Below are 19,286 nucleotides of genomic sequence, written 5' to 3' on the forward strand. Positions count from 1 at the left end.
AGTATATGACGAGTTGCCTTCAAGCACTATGTTAAATGTTGAGCCGCAAGCTGATTTGTAATATAGTTATGACTGACAACCATTCCATCAATATTAAATGAATGCCAAAGTAGGGGGACCCTTGCAATGATTATTAAACCGAAAATTCGTGGTTTCATATGTACGACTGCGCATCCTGCAGGATGTGCGGCTCATGTTAATCGCCAAATCGACTACATCAAAAATAGCACGTCACTACAAGGAGCCAAAAAGGTACTCGTGATCGGAGCCTCCACAGGTTATGGACTGGCTTCCCGCATTGCTGCGAGCTTCGGTATGGGAGCTGACACTATAGGAGTATCCTTTGAACGTCCTGCTTCAGAGGGACGTACGGCTTCGGCAGGCTGGTACAATACAGTGGCCTTCGAAAAAGCGGCCAGAGCAGCTGGTTACATAGCGAAAAGCATTAATGGAGATGCTTTTTCCCATGAAGTTAAGCAGGAGACGTTGAAGCTGGTCAAGGAAAAGTTGGGCAAGGTAGACCTGATCGTGTACAGTGTCGCCTCACCGCGACGGACACATCCTGATACGGGAGAAACCTTTAATTCCGTTCTCAAGCCCATTGGACAGCCGTTTACGAATAAAACGGTGAATACCAACACAGGTGTCGTGTCGGAAATTACGCTGGAACCAGCTACGCAGGAGGAGATTGAGAACACCATCACGGTTATGGGTGGCGAAGATTGGTCCTTATGGTTAAAAGCGTTGGAAGAAGCCGATTTGCTGGCTGAAGGAGTAACCACACTGGCTTACTCGTATATTGGTCCTGAAATTACGGAGGCTATCTATCGTAAAGGAACGATTGGCCAAGCTAAAAATGATTTGGAAGCCACAGCGCATACTTTAACAAAGCAACTGGAGCCTTATCATGGGAAGGCCTACGTTTCAGTGAATAAAGCTTTGGTTACACAATCCAGTTCGGCTATCCCCGTAGTGCCTCTGTATATTTCCTTACTGTTTAAGGTCATGAAAGAAAAAGGGCTGCACGAGGGATGTATTGAACAGGCGCAACGTCTGTTTGAGACACTATACAGTGGGGCCACTGTGGAAACGGATGAAGAAGGACGTATTCGCCTGGATAACTGGGAAATGAGAGATGACGTGCAGCAAGCTGTTAAAGCAGCTTGGTCTGAGATCACTACCGAAAACGTATCCGAACTGGGTGATCTTGAGCAATATCGTCTGGATTTTCTTCAATTGTTTGGATTCGGTTTTGATGAAATTGATTATGAACTGGACGTTGATCCAGAAGTTTAAGTAAATAGTTCCAAATCAAAAACGGGTACTCTCAAGCTGCAAATGGCTTGTGAGACCCGTTTTTTTATGTATGCAGTTAAAATTAAAATGGTCTGGCTTTCAACAGAATTCATTGAGAATTGGACGTAGAAAGCGACTTCCGGTGCAGCAAGCGAAAAACGGCAATGGTAATGATAATCCCTGCAATGCCAAAAACCGTGACAGAAGTCAGTGCACGATAAGCTTGCCAGCCGAACAAAAAAGCAACCCCACTACCAAACGTTGTACCTGCCAGTAACCCGAGTGCACAGGCAATATCTGTTCCAAATTTCATAATATTGTTCCTTTCGAATGGTTGAATTGAATCGTAACTTGTACGTTTTTTCTGGACTTGTATCTACATTTGTGCGTACAATTAAATAGTAATCGTTTTCAAACGGAATCTATTTATTAGTATGGATCATTCTTGTACAAATTATTCCTTTTCAGGAGGCTGATGAAATGAATATGAATGAGCAGATCAAGCTGTGGAACGAAGAGGCGCAGGCTAGTAACGCTGATCATCCTCACCGAAAGGTTGAATTGTTTATCGAGGTGCGGGATGGAGCACTTGAATCCATTGCTTCTTATTTGAATCAACAGAATTATCAGCATGTTACTCTAGTAGAGGATGAGCATACTTCAGCGGCAGCAGGGAAAAAAGTAGCTGAATTAATCCGTGAAGCAGGTTTGACAGTTGATGTAGTTCGGCTGCCTCCGAATGCGGTAGGGGATGTTATTGCTGATGAAACTTATATCATGAAGGTTCTGCTGGGTGTGGCGGATCAAAGTCAGGCTGTGCTTGCTGTAGGGTCAGGTACGATTCATGATCTGGTTCGCTTTGTGTGCTATAAAATGAATCGTCCGTTCTTGTCAGTCCCAACGGCTGCATCTGTAGATGGTTTTACCTCAGCGGGGGCCCCATTAATTGTGGATGGCAGCAAGCAGACGTTCCAAGCCGTTCCGCCGGAGGCGATCTTCGCTGACTTGTCCGTACTGGCAAATGCCCCTCAAGTGCTGACTGCCGCGGGTTTTGGTGATATGCTCGGCAAGTTCACCTCATTAGCGGACTGGCATGTGTCCAGAGATTTGGGAAACGAGCCGTATTCACCTGTAGCTAATCGAATTACCGAGGAGGCTTTACGTGCTTGTGTAGAGCATGTCAATGAGATCGCGGCAGGCAGTAAGGCGGGGGTCGAGGTGTTGATGAATGCGCTGATTGCATCCGGTATTTCGATGTTGATGATTGATCATTCACGTCCTGCCTCAGGGGGAGAGCATCATATTTCTCACCGAATTGAAATGGATTTTATTGCAGAGGGGCGCAAGCAAGTTTTGCATGGTGCCAAGGTGGGCGTTGCATCCGCTTTACTGTCTGACATGTATAGGGAATTGGCTGCCAATCAGGATGTGGAGGCTTTCAAAGTATATCGGACTTTGCCTACATCGGAACAGATGCGTGCATGGCTAGCTCAGGTTGGAGGTCCGTCTACCATTGCTGAGCTGGGGGTTACGCAGGAACAGCTTGCTCGTGCTTTGCGCACGGCACATACTTTGCGTGATCGTTATACCGGACTCAAGTATATGAATGAACATCAGTTGCTTCGTTCATAATGTGTGTTACACCTACATCAGAGTCCTTAGATACTCAGTTTAAGCATGAGGAAGGGATTTGTGAATGGGTTTATGCCTTCGGCATCTATACAACGATATTATGCTCCTGTAACACTTGTATGTACAAATGAATGCTATACTATAATTGTGGAATACGAATAGGTACATGATATGGCAAGTACGGAGGAAATGATGGCGCCCAAATATATACAAGTTAAACAGGAAATTTTATCATGGATTCATTCATCCAAACTGGAGCCGCAAAGCCAGCTTCCTTCTGAACATGAAATGTCTGAACAATTTGCAGTTAGTCGGCAAACGGTGCGTCAGGCGCTGGGTGAACTGGTACAGGAAGTTTGGCTGTTTCGCATACAGGGTAAGGGAACCTTCGTCGCAACACGGGATCATAAACAGCCCGAAGATCCACGGACGATTGGAGTTGTGACAACTTATATATCGGATTATATTTTTCCATCCATTGTACAGGGAATTGAATCCAAGCTAAGCCGGCAGGGCTACAAGCTGCTGCTATCAAGCACAGGCAATGACCCTGAACAAGAACGTCAGTGCTTGGAAATGCTGCTGAGTCAACCACTGAGCGGAATTATTATTGAGCCGACCAAAAGCGGGGAACGTAATCCCAATTTGAACTATTATTTAACCGTAGAGAATCGCCAAATCCCTTATTTAATGATCAATGCGCGTTATGAGGAGATGGATGGACCTTGTTTGCGTTTGGATGATGAAAAGGGTGGTTTTTTGGCGGCAGAGCATTTGATCAAGCTGGGGCACCAGCGATTGGCCGGATTTTTCAAAACCGATGATATGCAAGGAATTCTGCGGATGAAGGGATTTGTAGCCGCTCACCGTAAATATGGAGTGATGTTACATCCAAACGCAGTAACGACGTACCGGACTGAAGAAAAAAATGAGCTTCCGTTACAACGCGCATCGCAGCTGTTGGCGATGGAGACAGGGGAACGTCCGACCGGATGGGTGACCTATAATGATGAATTGGCGGTGCGGCTGTTGGATATTGTACGTTCGGCGGGCCTCAGTATTCCCCAGGATTTGTCACTGGTTGGGTTTGATGATTCATTTTTGGCGACAGCCACGGAAGTCAAACTTACAACCATTCGGCACCCCAAGGAAGAATTGGGGTTACGTGCCGCCGATACCATGCTATCGATGATTGAAGAAAAGGGGTATCGTGAAGAAGAGCGTCAGTGGATTATACCTCCAGAGTTAATTGTACGCGAATCCACGGGGCCAGCTTAGGAAATATTTAGTAATTTTAAGTTGATGGTATGTTACTGGATACACGGAGCAGCCTGTTTTCTGGATTGCAGAAAAGGGGCTGTTTTTCTATACATTTTGAAAATGTGTACATAAATCTGTCAAAAAGATATATAAAAAGGGTTGATTGAGTTGTACGTACAAGTGTGCGGTGAGAGTGGTGCCAGAAATGCAGGTAAGAAGAGTGACCTATACATGTTAGAAACATTAAAACAGGACGTTTAGGAGGCCAAACTGGCAGCCGTGGCTGCGGGAGCTGAAGCCGGGGGATATGACGATATCGTCGAAGCAGCGCGTCATATGGCACGTGTACGGGACGAGAGCTTTAAGCCAATCCCTGAGAACGTGGACATCTATAATAAGCTCTATGAGGAATACAGCCGTCTTCACGACTACTTTGGATGTGGGAGCAACCCAGTTATGAAAAGGCTGAAGGCCATCAAGGCAGAAGCTGGACGTTTAACTGAAGCGGCAAGCACTCATTCCTAAGAAGTTACAAATTATAAGCAAGAAGCATTTAAATTTTGCTATCTAAAAAGCACAGTACGCCAGAATCGGCAGACTGTGCTTTTTTGCTTTTATATTCTGTAAATCACATGATGTGAAAGCCTTATGCATGAAAGATGGTAATGCGTTCCTTTCAAAGACTTTCATGAAAGTTTCAATCGTTTCGTTTTAAAGGACATTGTTACTTTTTCAGCATGGCATCAGCAAACAAAATGGATTTTGGAATACGGAAAAACTGTTCCGCCTGATCCTGGAAGGTTTGTGAAGGAACGGTACCCTGATGCAACCATTTCCGAAATGTACCCGGATGAACGCCAATCCAATGACTGACATCGGTCACCGAAATATCATGTACCATGCACAAACCCGCCAAAATCCGGTTTTTAACCGGAGAACGAGTTACAGTCCGTTTCATAAAACGGGACGGCGATGGTTGACAAATAAGCGGTGAACGCCGGACAACCTCTTCATTAAATAGAATATGGTGTGGATAACCAAGTGTGTTACACGTCTTTTCCAGATTAGTGTTGCCGGGAATACGGCCTTCATATACCCACGCGCTGACGCTGCGAGAGGAGATGGAGAGCTCCTCGGCAAGTTGGGACAGTTTAATGTCATTAGCCATCAAAACGGCAAGCAGAACGCGATTGCGTACTTGACAGCGTGTTGGTTTGCGAAAACGTTTGACACGCACGCCTTTTCCCAAATATTTGCGATTGATCAGAGACCACGCCTGAATGGAATGTTTGTCTTGTTGTTTAGGCATATACCCTCCGATTTTTTTTAAACACATACTACTATACCCGAAGGGGGCTTTGCAAGTGACTCCTCTCCTGATTTTCTTTTAATCCCATGGGCTTAACCGGTTTATGGAAAACAAGGTCCATTTGGCCTATAAAAATGGAAGTTTAAGGTGTCGATATATTAAAATGTGACATTTTTTATGGAAATGGAGGTAATATGTTCTTCTCTTATGATTGTAAGGTTGTACAGAGAGAAAAGTGGTTTTTTACAGCCCAACATGCAATTTTTTTGACGAGAAAAAGGGAGGTTATACAGCTAGATGATTTGTAAAAAGGTAATGGTATGGTTTCTGACGGCACTTTTGGCAACGAACACTTTGCTGTGCTTGCCTAGTGTGGCAGGAGCGGAAAAACAAGATTTAAAGGACGGAATGCAACTAAATCATGCGGATCAAGCAGATTTGGTACAGAAGGAACAGGGGCTCACGAATGAAACAGTTTCTTTTGAGCCGCCAACTTCTGCGACAAACAGCGTGTATAATGCACTCATGATGAGTTTGGCAGCGGTGGAGTATACGTCAATCGTTATCGACCCTGGAGAAAGTTATGAATTTCAGAATACAGATACAGTTAGTAAATCTATATACAGCAACGCTTCTCAGTCAAAAGGTATTCTGTACGATAGTGTGAGCTACAAAGAGGACGGAGATATTAGCACTGTCCATATGGACTATGGCATAAGCCCCATTGGTGTTCCTGGGGGAGGTACAGCGTTTATTACGAATACAGGGACAGCAGCATTAACTGTAAAAGTAACAGACGTCTTCACCTACAGTACATCGGAGGACCCAGCATTAGAGCGAGTTACGCTCTCTAAGAATGAAAGCTACCGGATTGTGAATGAAGGATGGACAGCCCGTTCCATTCAGCATGATGGGTCAAATACTGACAATCGCCGTTTTGATTACGCAAAATACAAGGCAGACGGAACCTTATCCGCTTCCGCCCTTAATAGTATTGCTCACCCTACTTTGGCAGATGGCGAGGAACTGATTATTACAGGCTCCACTGCAAATGCGGTGACCTTCGGATTTCCATACGGCAAATACACTATAGAAAGCACCGGTGAGCCGGCTTATGCGCGGGTTACCTTAAATCAGGGGGAAAGCTACCAGTTTATCAATGTGGGAACACGATTGGATACGGTGGAAAGTGATGGTACATCTAAAGATAAACTTGACTATGTTGTTTATCTGGCAAACGGAACAGAGGCTTCACGCGGCAGTAGCACTACGGCGAAGCCGCAGATTGCTGTGGACAGATATGCGGTAATTACCCAGGTCACTGCAAACCCGGTGACATACGGGGCCCCTTATCGCAATTTCATTGCTCGCCCTGTGGGTGGTGATGCCATCAGCCGTGTAGAGCTTGAGGTGGGCAAGAGCTACATTTTCCATAATAACGGTACACTAATGAATCCGATCTACAATAACTCCAAAAAGGTAGGAAGCTTGTTCGACTATGCGATTTACAAGCCGGATGGAACGGTAAATTCCTCTGGTTTTAACAGCCAGTCAGGTCCTATGATCCCGCCATCGGGATATGCCATTGTGACTGTAATTGGCCCGAGTCCTATTACCTTTGACTATACAGATGATTTTTCTTGGGAAACCAGCAATGATCCTGCTTTTTTGCGCGTAACACTGTCCAAAGGCGAAAGTTATGCTTTCACTAATATTAGTGATCATTTGAGGAATCTGCACAACACAGCCAGTACCGTTAAAGGGAAATTTGATGTGGTCCTGTATAAAGCAGATGGTACAGAGCAATCCAGGCGCAGTACTGGGAAATCAACCTTTTTGGTGGGTGCAGGTAAAAAGGCCAGCGTGACGGTAACCAGTGATACGCCAATCACGTTTGGTGGAATCTATCGGAGCTTTAAGGCCAGCGGAGATGATGATGGTATCAGGCAAACGACTTTGGAGCCGGGAGATTCGTATATTTTCCGCAATCATGATAGCAAATCAAATTCATTACGGCATGACAAAAGTAATGGAAGTGCACGCTTTGATTCAGCAAGCTATCGGGGACTTCGTTTACTTACATCAGATCATTTCAACAATACAGTGGACCCAGAGATTGTTGCTGGCGGTGAAGCCATTGTCACCAATGTATCCGATCGGCCAATCACCTTTAGTTACAGCAGTAAGATAGAGGCTATGCTTAACGCACAGGCTGCCTTCCATCGAATTACACTAAAACGCGGTGAAAGCCAAAAATTTATAAACGTTAGCACTTTGGATAAGGCCCTGGACGTCATTTCAGTCAGCGGTATGAAATGGAATTACATTAATTATAAGGCAGATGGAACTGTGTACAGCCAAGCTAATGATACGACTCAATTACCATTAGTACAGGCTGGTGGCTACGCCATTGTAACGACGGTTTCTGATGTGCCAGTTACTTATGGAGCTGTATTAGGAATATTCGATGTTGAGGCTGCCGATGTGCCAACAGGCAATCAGGTTACCATCAAGCAGGGAGAAAGCTATGTATTCCATAATACTGGCTCACAGGCTTCCTCATTAACCACAGATGCTTTAGACACAAGCCGTCTCTATGACTATGCCATGTATGGAGAAGGTAGCGGTGTGAATTCCAAGGTGGATAGAGCAGGTATGAGTGTTTCTTTACCTGAAATCTCACTTGGCGCAGGAGGTACGCTTGTTGTAACCGTTACTTCACCGCAAACTGTAACCATTCATTTCAACAATGACATTAAAGCAGATCCAAGCACAGAACCAGCGTTATTAAAAACATCTTTATCTGGTGGCAAGCAGGAAGTATGGATCAATCGCGGGAGCCAGGAAGCACCTGTCTTGACGAATGCAAAGGCAACGGGTGGAACGTATCAGTTCACTGTTGCAGATCGTGCTGGAAAAGTGATCAGAGAACATAAAGAGGCGACAGACAATCAGCAACAAGTGCCAACTAACGCAAATATTCATCTAACAGTAGCAGCAACTACTCCTGCTGTTAACTTTGGAGCGCCTTATCGTGTATTTGTTGTAAAAAATAACGATGACAGCAAGCTGGACGAGCTCATTGAACTCATAGAAAAGGAAGCTGACTTTACGGCGGGTCAGCAAGGGAAATATCGTTTTATACCCAAAGAAGACGGAATTTACCGCTTTGCGGTGAAGGAGAAATCCAACTTTGCTGCACAGCAGCCCATTGTAGCCTTGTTTACAGACCCTGATTTTAGTAGCCAGCTTGTCTCCTCAACAGAGCAAGCACAAATATATGGTTGGGATTACACGGTCTTAGAGTATGAGATGAAGGCAGGTCAAACGGTTTATGTGAAGCTGTCAGAAATTAATAGCGGTGCATTACAAACCGTAATTAAGGCAGCCCATATGGCGCTTGGCAAGGACACTTCATATGAATACGGCAAAGGAAACCGACTGAATAAAGTTATTTTATTCACCGGTGACCAAATTCAATTGGATTATGATTTAAACGGAAACGTCATTAAACGGACGAAAAAGGTATTTCCTTTTACAGATTAAAAGGATGCTCTTGGCTTCGAAAAAATATAACAGATCATTAGATGTATAGGCATTATTAATAGGGGTGAGCGAGTGTTTAAACGTTATATTTGTAGTCTACTATGTGTGCTGATGTTGCTGGGTCCATGGAGCACATGGGCATATGGAGAAGAAGGGCAGAGGGAGGCAGCAGCTTCTCAGTCTTCTACGTCTTCTACTCCACAGATTATTACCAGAGCATGGCTTGCACAGCAAACAGGTAAGGATCAGGCGTGGGTCAATGCACAGTTATCCAAAGGCTATACTTTATATGATATTTATAAAGCATGGCAAAAAGATGGTGGAGAAAACTCATTGCCAGAACAAAGTCCAAGCTTGTGGGTACAGCAGAATGGACTGACATTGAGTACAAATGCAAAGATGGAGCCGTCCGATGAGTCGGCTGCGCTGAAGGAGGGGGAAAAGCCCGCTCAGGTCACCCAGGATGAAAAGCTAACTCAACATCCACTAGATAAGGAAGAGGGTAAAGCGCCGGCTCCAGACACGACTGAGATGGATATCCCATCTATACCCCGAGTAAATGATTCCGTATATGCTCCGACTTCAGGAGAAAACGGACTAATCGGGCAGGATTTACTTAAACAGAGTTTGTTTCAGGTATCTGCTACAACAGATGTGTATGCTCCTTTTGATCAGGTGGCGATTGCACAAAGCAGGTTGAGTGATGATACGTCGCGTTATGGAATGGATTATGGTGACAACAGTGTGTCCACCGCTTCAGGACAGCTCGTTGTTCAAAATACGGATTTGGTACTGCCGGGGTCATTGCCCTTTGCACTGACTCGTGTGTATAACAGTTCATTGGCAAGTAACCAGCTTGGTGTGCAGCAAAATGAAGGGTTGTATACAAACACAAGTGCGATCCGCGAGGAAGAAGCAGCTTCTGGTCTGGGGAGAGGCTGGAAATGGGATCTTCCTCATATACAGAAACAGGATGGTAAACGGTATTTGTATATTCCGGGAACAGGCTCCTATGAACTGCGAGATGATTTGCAGCTAGAAGGATATGCATACAAAGATCTGAAGATCAGTACAGATCAAAGCGCAAGTGTGCAGGGAGTAAGCAGTGCATACAAAATAGCAGTACTGAATGGAAACGACTATTATCTCGATCAGGACGGTTATTTGATTTTGATCCAGGATGCGTATAAGAATCGAGTAGAATTTGATTATACAAGTTCTGGTGGAGCAAAACTTATTCGTTCGATTCGAAACAATGATGGCAAAGAGCTTGATTTCACTTACAATGCTGGACAGCTTGTTGTTAAAGAGCAGGGCACGGACCATCAGTATACCTATCGACAAAGTAGTGAGGGAAGCAGCAAGGTGCTGTCAGAAGTATTGGATTCTCTTTCCCGAAGCACAAGCTATGCGTATACATTCATGGATGCTCCTTTTAATGTGGTCATAGATGGTGAAGGAAAGACTGGAGCCCTAAAGCCCAATGAAACCGCGCTCCTTACACGAATTGTACGACCTACTTCATCGATCACAGACATTCGCTATGAAGCCTATAACAAGCAGATAGGCGTGTACGGTACACAAGGCGTGTTCAAGGTGGCTTCACGCGCTGATATGTACAGTACAACTGCCGGCGATCGTTTTTTAAATAAAATTGATTTCGCGTATTCCGGAGAAGATCTAGCCAGTTATGGCAAAAATGCTGAGTGGACGGTGGTTGCCAAAGGGACGCGTACAACAGAAACCTTCCATTTTGGTAAAGTCTTTAGAGGAGATAACACACCAGACAAGCTTGTTCTTAACCGCTATGATCAAGAGGGTGATTCTACCGGCTATCATATAAATTACACATATAATGATGCCATGGACTGGAATTTGCCTGTGCAAATGCAAGAGTCGTATACGGAGGGAGGTTCTTCGTCAGAACCTGTAACCACCTCCTATGACTACAATGAATATGGTCTTCCACTAAAAGTATCCCAAAGTACCGGATTGGAGACTGTTCATACGTATAAAACCTCTAGTGAGCCTTTTTTCTGGGTTCAACCTACCCAGACGATTACTAAAATAAGTGAAGGAAAAACTGGAACGACAGTTCGAACCTATAAAGCAGAGGGCGCATTGTATGAACTGAAAAACTATGAAGGTGCAGAGCAAGGGAAACTTTTATCACATACCTATACTTTTTACAATGCAAAAGGGAATGTAAGCGGTCAGAAAGTTCTCATAGATGACAGAAACTATACAGATGTTTCTATTGATTATAAGTCGCCATATGGATCACAGCTTCCAACAAGGCAGCTTTTGCCTAAAGGTGTTGAGTATACGTATGACTACTATCCGACTGGAGAAATCAAGTCCCAAACAGATGCCAAGCGCAAAACAGAGTCCTATGTATATGACGCTTTGGGACGTGTAACGAAGGTTACTTATCCAGATGGAACTCAAACCGTCGTGGTGTACAAGGATGATGCGAATGATGTCACTGTCACAGGACCCGATGGTGTCAGCGTCGAAAGATTGTATAATCCGTTCGGGCAGATGCTTCAGCAGCAAGTGGGTGATGCAATCTATGGTTATGGTTATGATGAGCATGGAGATTTGGTAGAAAGCACGGATGCCGAACAAGCAACCACTCGCTATGCCTATGATGCCTTTGGACGACCTGTGAAGACGACCTATGCGGATGGAACAACAGATACTGTGACGTATAACGCGGCGGATCGTTCTGTCACTCAGACGGATGCGTCCGGTTATCGTGTGCGTGAAGTATCAGATGCTTTAGGTCGTGTGACTTCCACACAAGAAGCTAAAAATGGATCATTTCAGCCGCTGGAATCGTTAGCTTATAATTATGCGGGTATGGTTACTAGCCGGACAGACGGTAATGGTCAACGCACGCTCTATGATTACGATGCTCTGGGACAAATGACCTCGGTTACCGATCCATCCGGACAGCAGGTCAGCTATATGTATGATCTGGCCGGAAATTTGAAGACCGTTCAGTATCCTGATGGGCAAAAGAATGTGTATTCGTATGATGAGTTGGGCAGACGTACGTTACTTGAGAAATCAAGCGGAGGAACTACGTTAAATATTTACGATACGGATGGAACCGTCTCCCGTATGTTGACAGGAAAATCGGAGGCCATTACCTTTCAATATAACGCTGACGGATTAGTTACCGAAGCGGCAGGTCCTGATTTTAAAACCAATTACACCTATGATAGCGCAGGACGAAGAAAAAGCATGACAGATGGTCAGGGAACGACCACCTATACCTATGATCCAGCAGATGGGTCGTTGACTGGGCTGAAGTATCCTGATGGTACGCACATCAGCTATGAATACAACAAGCAGTCTCGTACAGGCTATGTGCTAACAGATGCTGCTGGCACGTCTATGCATGTTCAATCCAAGCTGGACAGTGTGGGCCAAGTTACTCAAATGGACATTAGCGCTGGGGCTGGTATAGCAAATGTGCAAAGCTTGGGAGAAGCGAGTGCTGCTGCGGGCGGATCATTGGATCATATGACATTTGAGTATGCTCCGAATGGGTTGCTGAAAAGTCAGTCTTCAAGCAGAGGATTGAATACGCGATTCAGCTACAACGGACTGGATTTATCCGGGGTTACGGTAGAACAAGGCGGTACGGCGCTGCACCAATTTGGTTATGAGCGGGATGGGAATAAAAACATCATCGGACGTACACAAAACGGAACAACAGACCAGTTTGGATATGACCCGTCAAACCGTATTGCCAGCGAAGCCGCTGGTGAAAAGAATAAGACCTATGGCTACGATCCGAATGGAAACCGAAGTGCTGAAGGCAGTGGCAAAGTGTTCGGCATGAAAAATGCTGAATATACGTATGATTCTGCCAGCCGTCTGACAAAGGTGAGCGGTGAAGGCAAAGAGGTAGGTTACAGCTATAACGGAGACGGTCTACTGTACGAGCGTACAGAGGGCGGCAAAACGACTCGGTATTACTATGACGAAGAAGCGAAGCTGATTGCGGAGGCCGAAGTCCAAGGTGGAACAGCCAAGATCACCTACGCTTACGTATATGACTTGTCCGGTCAACTGTGGGCTAGACAGGAAAAGGCAAGCGGACAGTTGCAATATTATCAGCTGAACGGTCACGGTGATGTGGTAGGCTTAAGTGATAGTTCGGGGAAGGAACTGAATAGCTACAGCTACGATATCTGGGGCGGCCCGGAGAAGGTCAAAGAGACCGTTCCGAATGTGCTGCGTTATGCTGGTGAGTATTGGGATGATACGACCGGGCTACAGTACCTACGGGCTCGCTGGTACGATCCGGGTACAGCCCGTTTTATGGGCGAGGATACGTATCAGGGCGAGATAAACGAACCGTTGAGTTTGAATGGATATACGTATGTGCATAATAATCCATTGACAAACAGTGACCCGACCGGGAACTGGTGCACAGCAACGGTTAGAGGGAAATATTATTCCCACCCTGGATATTGCAGTGGCTCAGGTAAAAATGCAGACTATATTCCAGATTCCATTTCTATTAATTTTGGTCGGTCTATTTACGCTGCCGGGGTGAAACAGGGGACATGGTATCCTAAAGGCGCGGCTCGTGTTAAATGGGATAAATCAGGTATATCTGATGCAGTAATGGGTTGCTACTATGATGTACAGTGTGCAAGTTTTGTAAGTGGTTCTCTTGTAGAAGGACCTGCAATAGCTAAAGTAACTAAAGGCAAAAGCGCCAGTACGGGCAAAACAGTAAAAGATGTTATAAGTAAATGTAATTGCTTTACAGCAGGTACGAAGGTTCAAACAGACGAAAGGGAGAAGAATATCGAAGACATTGAGGTCGGAGATAGGGTTCTTTCCAAAGATGAAGCAACGGGTAAGGTAGCTTATAAAGAGGTTACGGCTACGTTTAATCACAAGACGGATGAGATTTACCAAATTAAAGTGGGTAACCAAGTTATTGAATCGACCTTCAATCATCCTTTCTATGTGGAAGGCAAGGGGTGGGAGTTCGTCAAAGACCTTAAACTCGGTGACTTGCTTGTTCAGAGTGACGGGAATACACTCAAGATAGAAAGCATTAAAGTGCAACACAAGCACGTCACGGTTTACAACATGACGGTTGATGAGTTCCATACCTACTTTGTCAGTGACCTTAATATTTGGGTTCATAATATAGGTGCGTGTGGATACACCAGTATTAAGAGTAAAGGATTTAACAAATCGTACGATAAACTTTCCAAAAATATACAAGAAAAGGCAAATGCGGCTTTTAAACAATTCAAGCAGAATCCGGACCATCCAAGTCTGAATTTTGAGTACCTAAATGGTGCTCCAAGCGGTAGAAAGTACGTGTCTGCCCGAGTTGATGGTTCTTATCGGGCTTATGGAATAATTCGAGAAAACGGTGTAATTGAGTGGCTTGGAATAAACAACCACGACTACAAGGCCGTCATTAGGGAATTAAATGCTGCTTTTTGAGTGTAAGGAGGAGTCCTATGGGATGGAAACATATTGTTCTAGAGGCAAATTGTTTCTATGAAGAAAATGAAGTGAATCATGATTCAAAATGTTGTAAGGGAAATATAGGTGTCCATTGTTTAACTTACAACCAAGATGGTCATCAAATTTGTCCTAATTTGGTTTTCGGTAAAAGTAGGACATCTGTTATTGCAACCGATAAAGATGGTAATGCTGTGGACTCTTCTACGTTCTGGACCGACGAGAAATTAAGTCCTGAAGAATGGGTGAGAAGAGAAGAGGAATGGCTAGATGAGAAGAGAAGAGTAATGAATATGGATGATGATTGATAAAATTTAATGTAAATTTTGGGCAAGAGAAAGACCTTGAGAGTATGCCATCTCAAGGTCTTTACTTTACCCCCACCCAGTGCCGAATGAATTGGACGGCTAAGTCCAAACGAATTTAAGCTCTATAACTCCTTTCCGAGTGGGTGTTGCCATGGAAGGAATCTATACCTCATTGGGATGAGCCGAATCAGACACCGCCGAAAATAATGTGGTTTTCGGCAATGCAAAAGGAAGATATTATTAAAGCAATTGACATTGATCATTTATTTAGATGTATTGTCATTAAAAAAGGTTCAGATTTTAAACAACATTTCAATGTTTTATTTCATCAGGAATATTATTCATCTATTGATGAGGGAGACTATGGCTTTACAAATAAGAATTTATTTCTTGACAATTATCTGGATGAAGTTAAAAAGAGATTTGAAGTATCATTAATAGAATAGGCAACTGGAGAGACCTTGAGGACGACAATCCTCAAGGTATTCTTTATATCACTACCTAGTACCAAGTAAACGGGTTAAATGATACTCCTCTACGACACTCCATATTCTATTAGATATACAATACCTTCAGATACCACTGCTATTTTGCTCCAAGCACTTTACCTTCATTTTCATCCGATAGGCCCCTAATTCCATTAAAAGGATATACTACTCACTTGTATTCTTTTTAACTCAGTCGATTTATTCACAACTTTGTAACTTATTTGGTAAGATGGATTGCGAGATTGTTTTCAAATTGTTTTACTATATTTACCTACTATAGTCTGTTAATCTATTAATATGTATAGGGGGCCAAAAGACGTCCGGTTCAGTCGATTGAGATGCGTTTATGTTCTATATGTTGAGTGAATGTCTATATTGCCATGTCTATATCGTCATGTCTGTATAACTTCATAGACAAGCTAGAGATAGCTCCCGCACATTATAAAATACAGCACAGGATGGTGTAATGATGAAGCTTTTAAAAGTAAAATGGATGGCTGTATGCTTGATGGCAATCTGTTGTTTGGGGTTGCTAGGTATACATACGAATACAGCGAGTGCACAAGCGAAGGCTCCTTTGCTTGGGGTTAATGATGTGTTGCTAGATTCGAATACGATTAAGCCTGTAATGGAAAATGATAAGTTGTATGTTCCTATCGTGACACTGGGGCAAAAGATGGGCATTTCTACTTCGGCCAATGGAAATACATTGGTGCTGACTGGGCATAATCGCAGCTTTACGCTGGATTTGAACAAGGGTGATGTGTTTGAGCGTGGAGGACGTACGATGGTGCCAATCCGCACTTTGACCGATGCGTTTGGCTTCACTATTACGATTCCTACGAGTAATGTGTATCGAATTCAGAATGCAAACGCTAGTTTGTCTGATGCTCAGTTCTTGAATACATTCGCGGCAGAAATTAAACAGTATGCAGCTGTTAAGCCAGGCAAAACTAGCAATACAGGCAGCACGGAAAATGCCAAGCCTTCCAGCCGTACAATCTATTTGAGCTTTGATGATGGTCCAACGGCGCACACGTCGCAGCTGCTGGATATTCTGGACAAATATAATGCCAAGGCTACGTTCTTCATGTTGGGACCTGAAATTCGTCAACATAGCGCGGTGATGAAGAGAATGGTAGACGCAGGGCATGGTTTGGGTCTGCATGGGATGACACACCAGGTGAAAAAGATCTATGCATCCCCGGCAGCGGCACTGGCAGAGATGAATCAGGATAATGAGATTTTATTTAAGGCCACAGGGAAACGCACTTCTTTGATTCGTACACCTTATGGCAGCAAACCCTATTTGAAGAAAGCATACCGTGATCAACTGACGGGTGCAGGCTATCATATTTGGGACTGGAACATAGATTCGAATGATTGGCGTTATACTAAAAATCCGGAGCATTTTGTACAGACGGTCCTCAGTGATATTAAGAGATTGAAAAAGCAAGGCAGAACACCAGTCGTTCTTATGCATGATAAGCCATCTACGATCAAGGTGCTTCCACAAATCATGGCAGCCTTGCAGAAAGAAGGATATTCGTTCGAGCCGTTAAATGATAACCTGACTCCGCTTAATTTTTGGAATGATCACCGTTAATTGAATAAACTTGAAAGGAAAGCAGGCTGCCCTACTTCAATTTTTTGAGAGGGGGTAGCCTGTTTTTTTATATAAAGGATAAGCAGAAACCAAGCGTCATGGATAAAGTAGATGCACAATTGTTATATTCCCTCAAAAAATAAGTAAGGCACCTTTATCGCTCCTTTATAGGGGCTTTGAAGGTGCTTTTATTGTATTTGCTCGGAAATGGTGAATTTCACAGCTTGTTTTATATGAATCTATGAATTGATATCTATGTACAGGTTATATGACTTTACGGGTGACGACGTCGCTGCATATATTGCAATAACCGCCCCGAGAGGAGGAGCAGGTATGAATATTAATCCGAGTATGTTTAGTATGATTTGTGCCACCGCAGGAGCCATTATTACGTTTGCCTTTGGCGGCTGGAATCAGCTTATGGTGCTATTCACCGTTGCCATGGCTGTTGATTATGTAACTGGAGTCGCTGCTGCCGTGAAGACTGGGCAAGGGTTAAGTAGTAAAGCTGGCTTTTGGGGGTTGGCGAGAAAGGCTTTAATGCTCATGGTGATTTCTTTGGCACATCATATGGATCTTCTGATGGGTACGGAAATCATGAAGGGGGCGGCAACGTATTTTTATTTATCCAACGAATTGATCTCGATTACAGAAAACTGTTCACGAATGGGTCTGCCGCTTCCACCGAAGCTTAAGAATTTTTTTGCCCTACTAAAGGACAAGGAGTCTGATGGTAAAAATGGTGGAAAAGATCGCTAAGATTACAAAGTTTCTTTCCGTATGTGGGGCGTTATGATAAAATTTTCAAGAGAACATTTTTAAGATAAGGAGCCTATCGCATGATTAAACATATTGTTTTGTTCAAATTGAAAGATCGCTCCCCTGAAAGCATTGAACATACGGCATCTATTTTGCGCAGCATGAATGGCAAGATCAAAGAGCTGCTGTCACTCGAAGTAGGTACGGATGTGATTCGTTCGGAACGTTCTTATGATATTTCCCTTACCGCTGTGGTTGAAACACTGGAAGACTTGCAAACGTATCAGGTACACCCTGTTCATCAGGAAATTATTGTACACATGAATGAAGTGAAGGATGTATCTATCGCAGTTGATTATGAAATCTAAAGCGGTTACTGGAGGTGCAGAACTTTGTATTATGTCAACCGGGAACAAATTGAGCTTCGACTAGGGGCCGTTCCCGACATTGTCGCCGGGCTTCGCCAGACATCCGCTGCCTGGAACGGCGATTTGTTGCAGGGGCTCGTGCAGGAGCGTTGCCTTCATCTGGCCATTGAGACGGTAACAGACGTAGGAAGCTATATCATCGACGGTTTTATTATGCGTGACGCCAGTAGCTATGAGGACATTATCGGTATCATTCATGAGGAAGGTGTATTGGAAGATACCGTGTTTCATTCACTATTAGAGCTGGTAGCCTTGCGCAAACCCTTAGTACAGGAGTATTTCCATTGGGACCGGACAAGCCTTCACCCACTTACACTTAAGCTGCCTGGGTTGCTGGAGCTTTTTGTATCTAACGTGCACGATTATTTAAATAAGGAATTGGGTCCTCAGCCCGAGGGAGTGTAAAGGCAAAAGTGACGGATAAGTATATCGTACCCGAAATGCCCACTAGGCGCATGATCTTGACACTATTGAAAACCCAGGGACCTGTGGGCGTCGGAAGCTTGGCAGCTCAATTGGGCATTACCGAAATGGGGGTGCGCAGGCATCTCAAATTGATGGAGCAGGATGGTCTGATTGTGGCTACGATCCTGAGACAGGCGATGGGACGTCCGACGTTTTTATACAGCCTGAGCGATCAGGGAAGCGAACAGTTTCCTCGTAATTATGATCATCTGTTACTGGAACTGTTAGAGGAGCTGGATGAAGAGCAGGGAATGGAAGCTGTTCATTCGTTGTTTGATGGTAGAAAACGTAAAATGATGAAGCGCTACGCCCCTCACATCGAGAGTGAGTCTACACTAGCTTCACGTGTAGAAAAGCTTTCGGGCATCCAGAACGCTTCAGGTTATATGGCAGAGTGGCGTGAGGAAGAGGATGGAAGTTACTCTATTATGGAGTACAATTGTCCGATCTCTCAGATTGCCAATCGTTACCGCAAGGCTTGTGAGTGCGAACAGCAAATGTTTGAGGAGCTGCTTGATGCCGAGGTTGTCCGTGAGGATTGTTTGGCGGATGGAGGCCGTTGCTGCTTGTATCGTATCCGCTCCAAAAATAAGTAGAAATTTTTCTGGCTTGTTCTCTGTATCATGACAGGCTCTCCATGCTTATAATGCATTAACAGATGGGCATTCGCCCGGGCACAAG

At 44.3% G+C, this 19,286-nt stretch carries 14 protein-coding genes and 1 pseudogene; 13 read left to right on the forward strand and 2 right to left on the reverse strand.

Annotated elements, in window-relative coordinates; genetic code table 11:
• The first annotated feature begins 126 nt into the window (after positions 1-126).
• A complete protein-coding gene (fabV, locus tag ACN6NF_RS08355; protein ID WP_474316772.1) occupies positions 127-1,296 on the forward strand; it encodes an enoyl-ACP reductase FabV in 1,170 nt (389 codons plus the stop codon).
• 109 nt (positions 1,297-1,405) lie between these two features.
• Here fabV and ACN6NF_RS08360 read toward each other — a convergent pair whose 3' ends face one another.
• Positions 1,406-1,609: a hypothetical protein gene (locus ACN6NF_RS08360; RefSeq protein WP_016819686.1), complete on the reverse strand. Its 204-nt coding sequence runs from the start codon at positions 1,607-1,609 to the stop codon at positions 1,406-1,408.
• Between the two features lie 167 nt (positions 1,610-1,776).
• On the opposite strand from ACN6NF_RS08360, the gene ACN6NF_RS08365 reads away from it, so the two are divergent.
• The 3 genes and pseudogenes from ACN6NF_RS08365 to ACN6NF_RS08375 form a co-directional block, all read left to right on the forward strand.
• Positions 1,777-2,928: a sn-glycerol-1-phosphate dehydrogenase gene (locus ACN6NF_RS08365; protein ID WP_474316774.1), complete on the forward strand. Its 1,152-nt coding sequence runs from the start codon at positions 1,777-1,779 to the stop codon at positions 2,926-2,928.
• Between the two features lie 192 nt (positions 2,929-3,120).
• A complete protein-coding gene (locus ACN6NF_RS08370; RefSeq protein ID WP_474317543.1) occupies positions 3,121-4,206 on the forward strand; it encodes a substrate-binding domain-containing protein in 1,086 nt (361 codons plus the stop codon).
• A 246-nt stretch (positions 4,207-4,452) separates the two neighbouring features.
• Positions 4,453-4,713: pseudogene (locus tag ACN6NF_RS08375) on the forward strand (FGGY-family carbohydrate kinase); the annotation flags it as partial.
• A 199-nt stretch (positions 4,714-4,912) separates the two neighbouring features.
• Here ACN6NF_RS08375 and ACN6NF_RS08380 read toward each other — a convergent pair.
• Positions 4,913-5,497, reverse strand: a complete 585-nt coding sequence (locus ACN6NF_RS08380; protein ID WP_013370447.1) for a helix-turn-helix domain-containing protein — start codon at positions 5,495-5,497, stop codon at positions 4,913-4,915.
• Between the two features lie 297 nt (positions 5,498-5,794).
• Here ACN6NF_RS08380 and ACN6NF_RS08385 point away from each other — a divergent pair, with 297 nt between their 5' ends.
• The 9 genes from ACN6NF_RS08385 (at position 5,795) to ACN6NF_RS08425 (ending at position 19,201) form a co-directional block, all read left to right on the forward strand.
• Positions 5,795-9,043, forward strand: a complete 3,249-nt coding sequence (locus tag ACN6NF_RS08385) for a hypothetical protein (RefSeq protein WP_474316776.1) — start codon at positions 5,795-5,797, stop codon at positions 9,041-9,043.
• A 72-nt stretch (positions 9,044-9,115) separates the two neighbouring features.
• Positions 9,116-14,530 carry a polymorphic toxin-type HINT domain-containing protein gene (locus tag ACN6NF_RS08390; protein WP_474316779.1) on the forward strand — a complete coding sequence of 1,805 codons (5,415 nt, stop codon included), beginning with the start codon at positions 9,116-9,118 and terminating at the stop codon, positions 14,528-14,530.
• A 17-nt stretch (positions 14,531-14,547) separates the two neighbouring features.
• On the forward strand, positions 14,548-14,859 hold the full coding sequence (locus tag ACN6NF_RS08395) for a hypothetical protein (RefSeq protein WP_474316781.1): 312 nt from the start codon (positions 14,548-14,550) through the stop codon (positions 14,857-14,859).
• Between the two features lie 143 nt (positions 14,860-15,002).
• Positions 15,003-15,305 (forward strand): hypothetical protein, encoded by a 303-nt coding sequence (locus ACN6NF_RS08400; RefSeq protein ID WP_474316783.1) that lies wholly within the window; start codon positions 15,003-15,005, stop codon positions 15,303-15,305.
• Positions 15,306-15,816: 511 nt separating this feature from the next.
• Complete coding sequence (locus ACN6NF_RS08405; protein ID WP_306459333.1) at positions 15,817-16,953, forward strand: polysaccharide deacetylase family protein; 1,137 nt, start codon at positions 15,817-15,819, stop codon at positions 16,951-16,953.
• 333 nt (positions 16,954-17,286) lie between these two features.
• Positions 17,287-17,712 (forward strand): phage holin family protein, encoded by a 426-nt coding sequence (locus ACN6NF_RS08410; protein WP_016819695.1) that lies wholly within the window; start codon positions 17,287-17,289, stop codon positions 17,710-17,712.
• Between the two features lie 80 nt (positions 17,713-17,792).
• On the forward strand, positions 17,793-18,080 hold the full coding sequence (locus ACN6NF_RS08415; protein ID WP_013309679.1) for a Dabb family protein: 288 nt from the start codon (positions 17,793-17,795) through the stop codon (positions 18,078-18,080).
• A gap of 24 nt (positions 18,081-18,104) precedes the next feature.
• A complete protein-coding gene (locus ACN6NF_RS08420) occupies positions 18,105-18,545 on the forward strand; it encodes a DUF86 domain-containing protein (protein WP_474316786.1) in 441 nt (146 codons plus the stop codon).
• An 8-nt stretch (positions 18,546-18,553) separates the two neighbouring features.
• Positions 18,554-19,201, forward strand: a complete 648-nt coding sequence (locus tag ACN6NF_RS08425; protein WP_016819697.1) for a helix-turn-helix transcriptional regulator — start codon at positions 18,554-18,556, stop codon at positions 19,199-19,201.
• Positions 19,202-19,286 lie beyond the last annotated feature (85 nt).

The sequence above is a fragment of the Paenibacillus sp. TSM33 genome (assembly GCF_056099025.1).

Excerpts from the sequence above, each read along its gene's own strand:
- fabV (WP_474316772.1), top strand. The coding sequence starts at position 127 with ATGATTATTAAACCGAAAATTCGTGGTTTCATATGTACGACTGCGCAT.
- ACN6NF_RS08360 (WP_016819686.1), bottom strand. The coding sequence starts at position 1,609 with ATGAAATTTGGAACAGATATTGCCTGTGCACTCGGGTTACTGGCAGGT.
- ACN6NF_RS08365 (WP_474316774.1), top strand. The coding sequence starts at position 1,777 with ATGAATATGAATGAGCAGATCAAGCTGTGGAACGAAGAGGCGCAGGCT.
- ACN6NF_RS08370 (WP_474317543.1), top strand. The coding sequence starts at position 3,121 with ATGGCGCCCAAATATATACAAGTTAAACAGGAAATTTTATCATGGATT.
- ACN6NF_RS08380 (WP_013370447.1), bottom strand. The coding sequence starts at position 5,497 with ATGCCTAAACAACAAGACAAACATTCCATTCAGGCGTGGTCTCTGATC.
- ACN6NF_RS08385 (WP_474316776.1), top strand. The coding sequence starts at position 5,795 with ATGATTTGTAAAAAGGTAATGGTATGGTTTCTGACGGCACTTTTGGCA.
- ACN6NF_RS08395 (WP_474316781.1), top strand. The coding sequence starts at position 14,548 with ATGGGATGGAAACATATTGTTCTAGAGGCAAATTGTTTCTATGAAGAA.
- ACN6NF_RS08405 (WP_306459333.1), top strand. The coding sequence starts at position 15,817 with ATGAAGCTTTTAAAAGTAAAATGGATGGCTGTATGCTTGATGGCAATC.
- ACN6NF_RS08410 (WP_016819695.1), top strand. The coding sequence starts at position 17,287 with ATGAATATTAATCCGAGTATGTTTAGTATGATTTGTGCCACCGCAGGA.
- ACN6NF_RS08415 (WP_013309679.1), top strand. The coding sequence starts at position 17,793 with ATGATTAAACATATTGTTTTGTTCAAATTGAAAGATCGCTCCCCTGAA.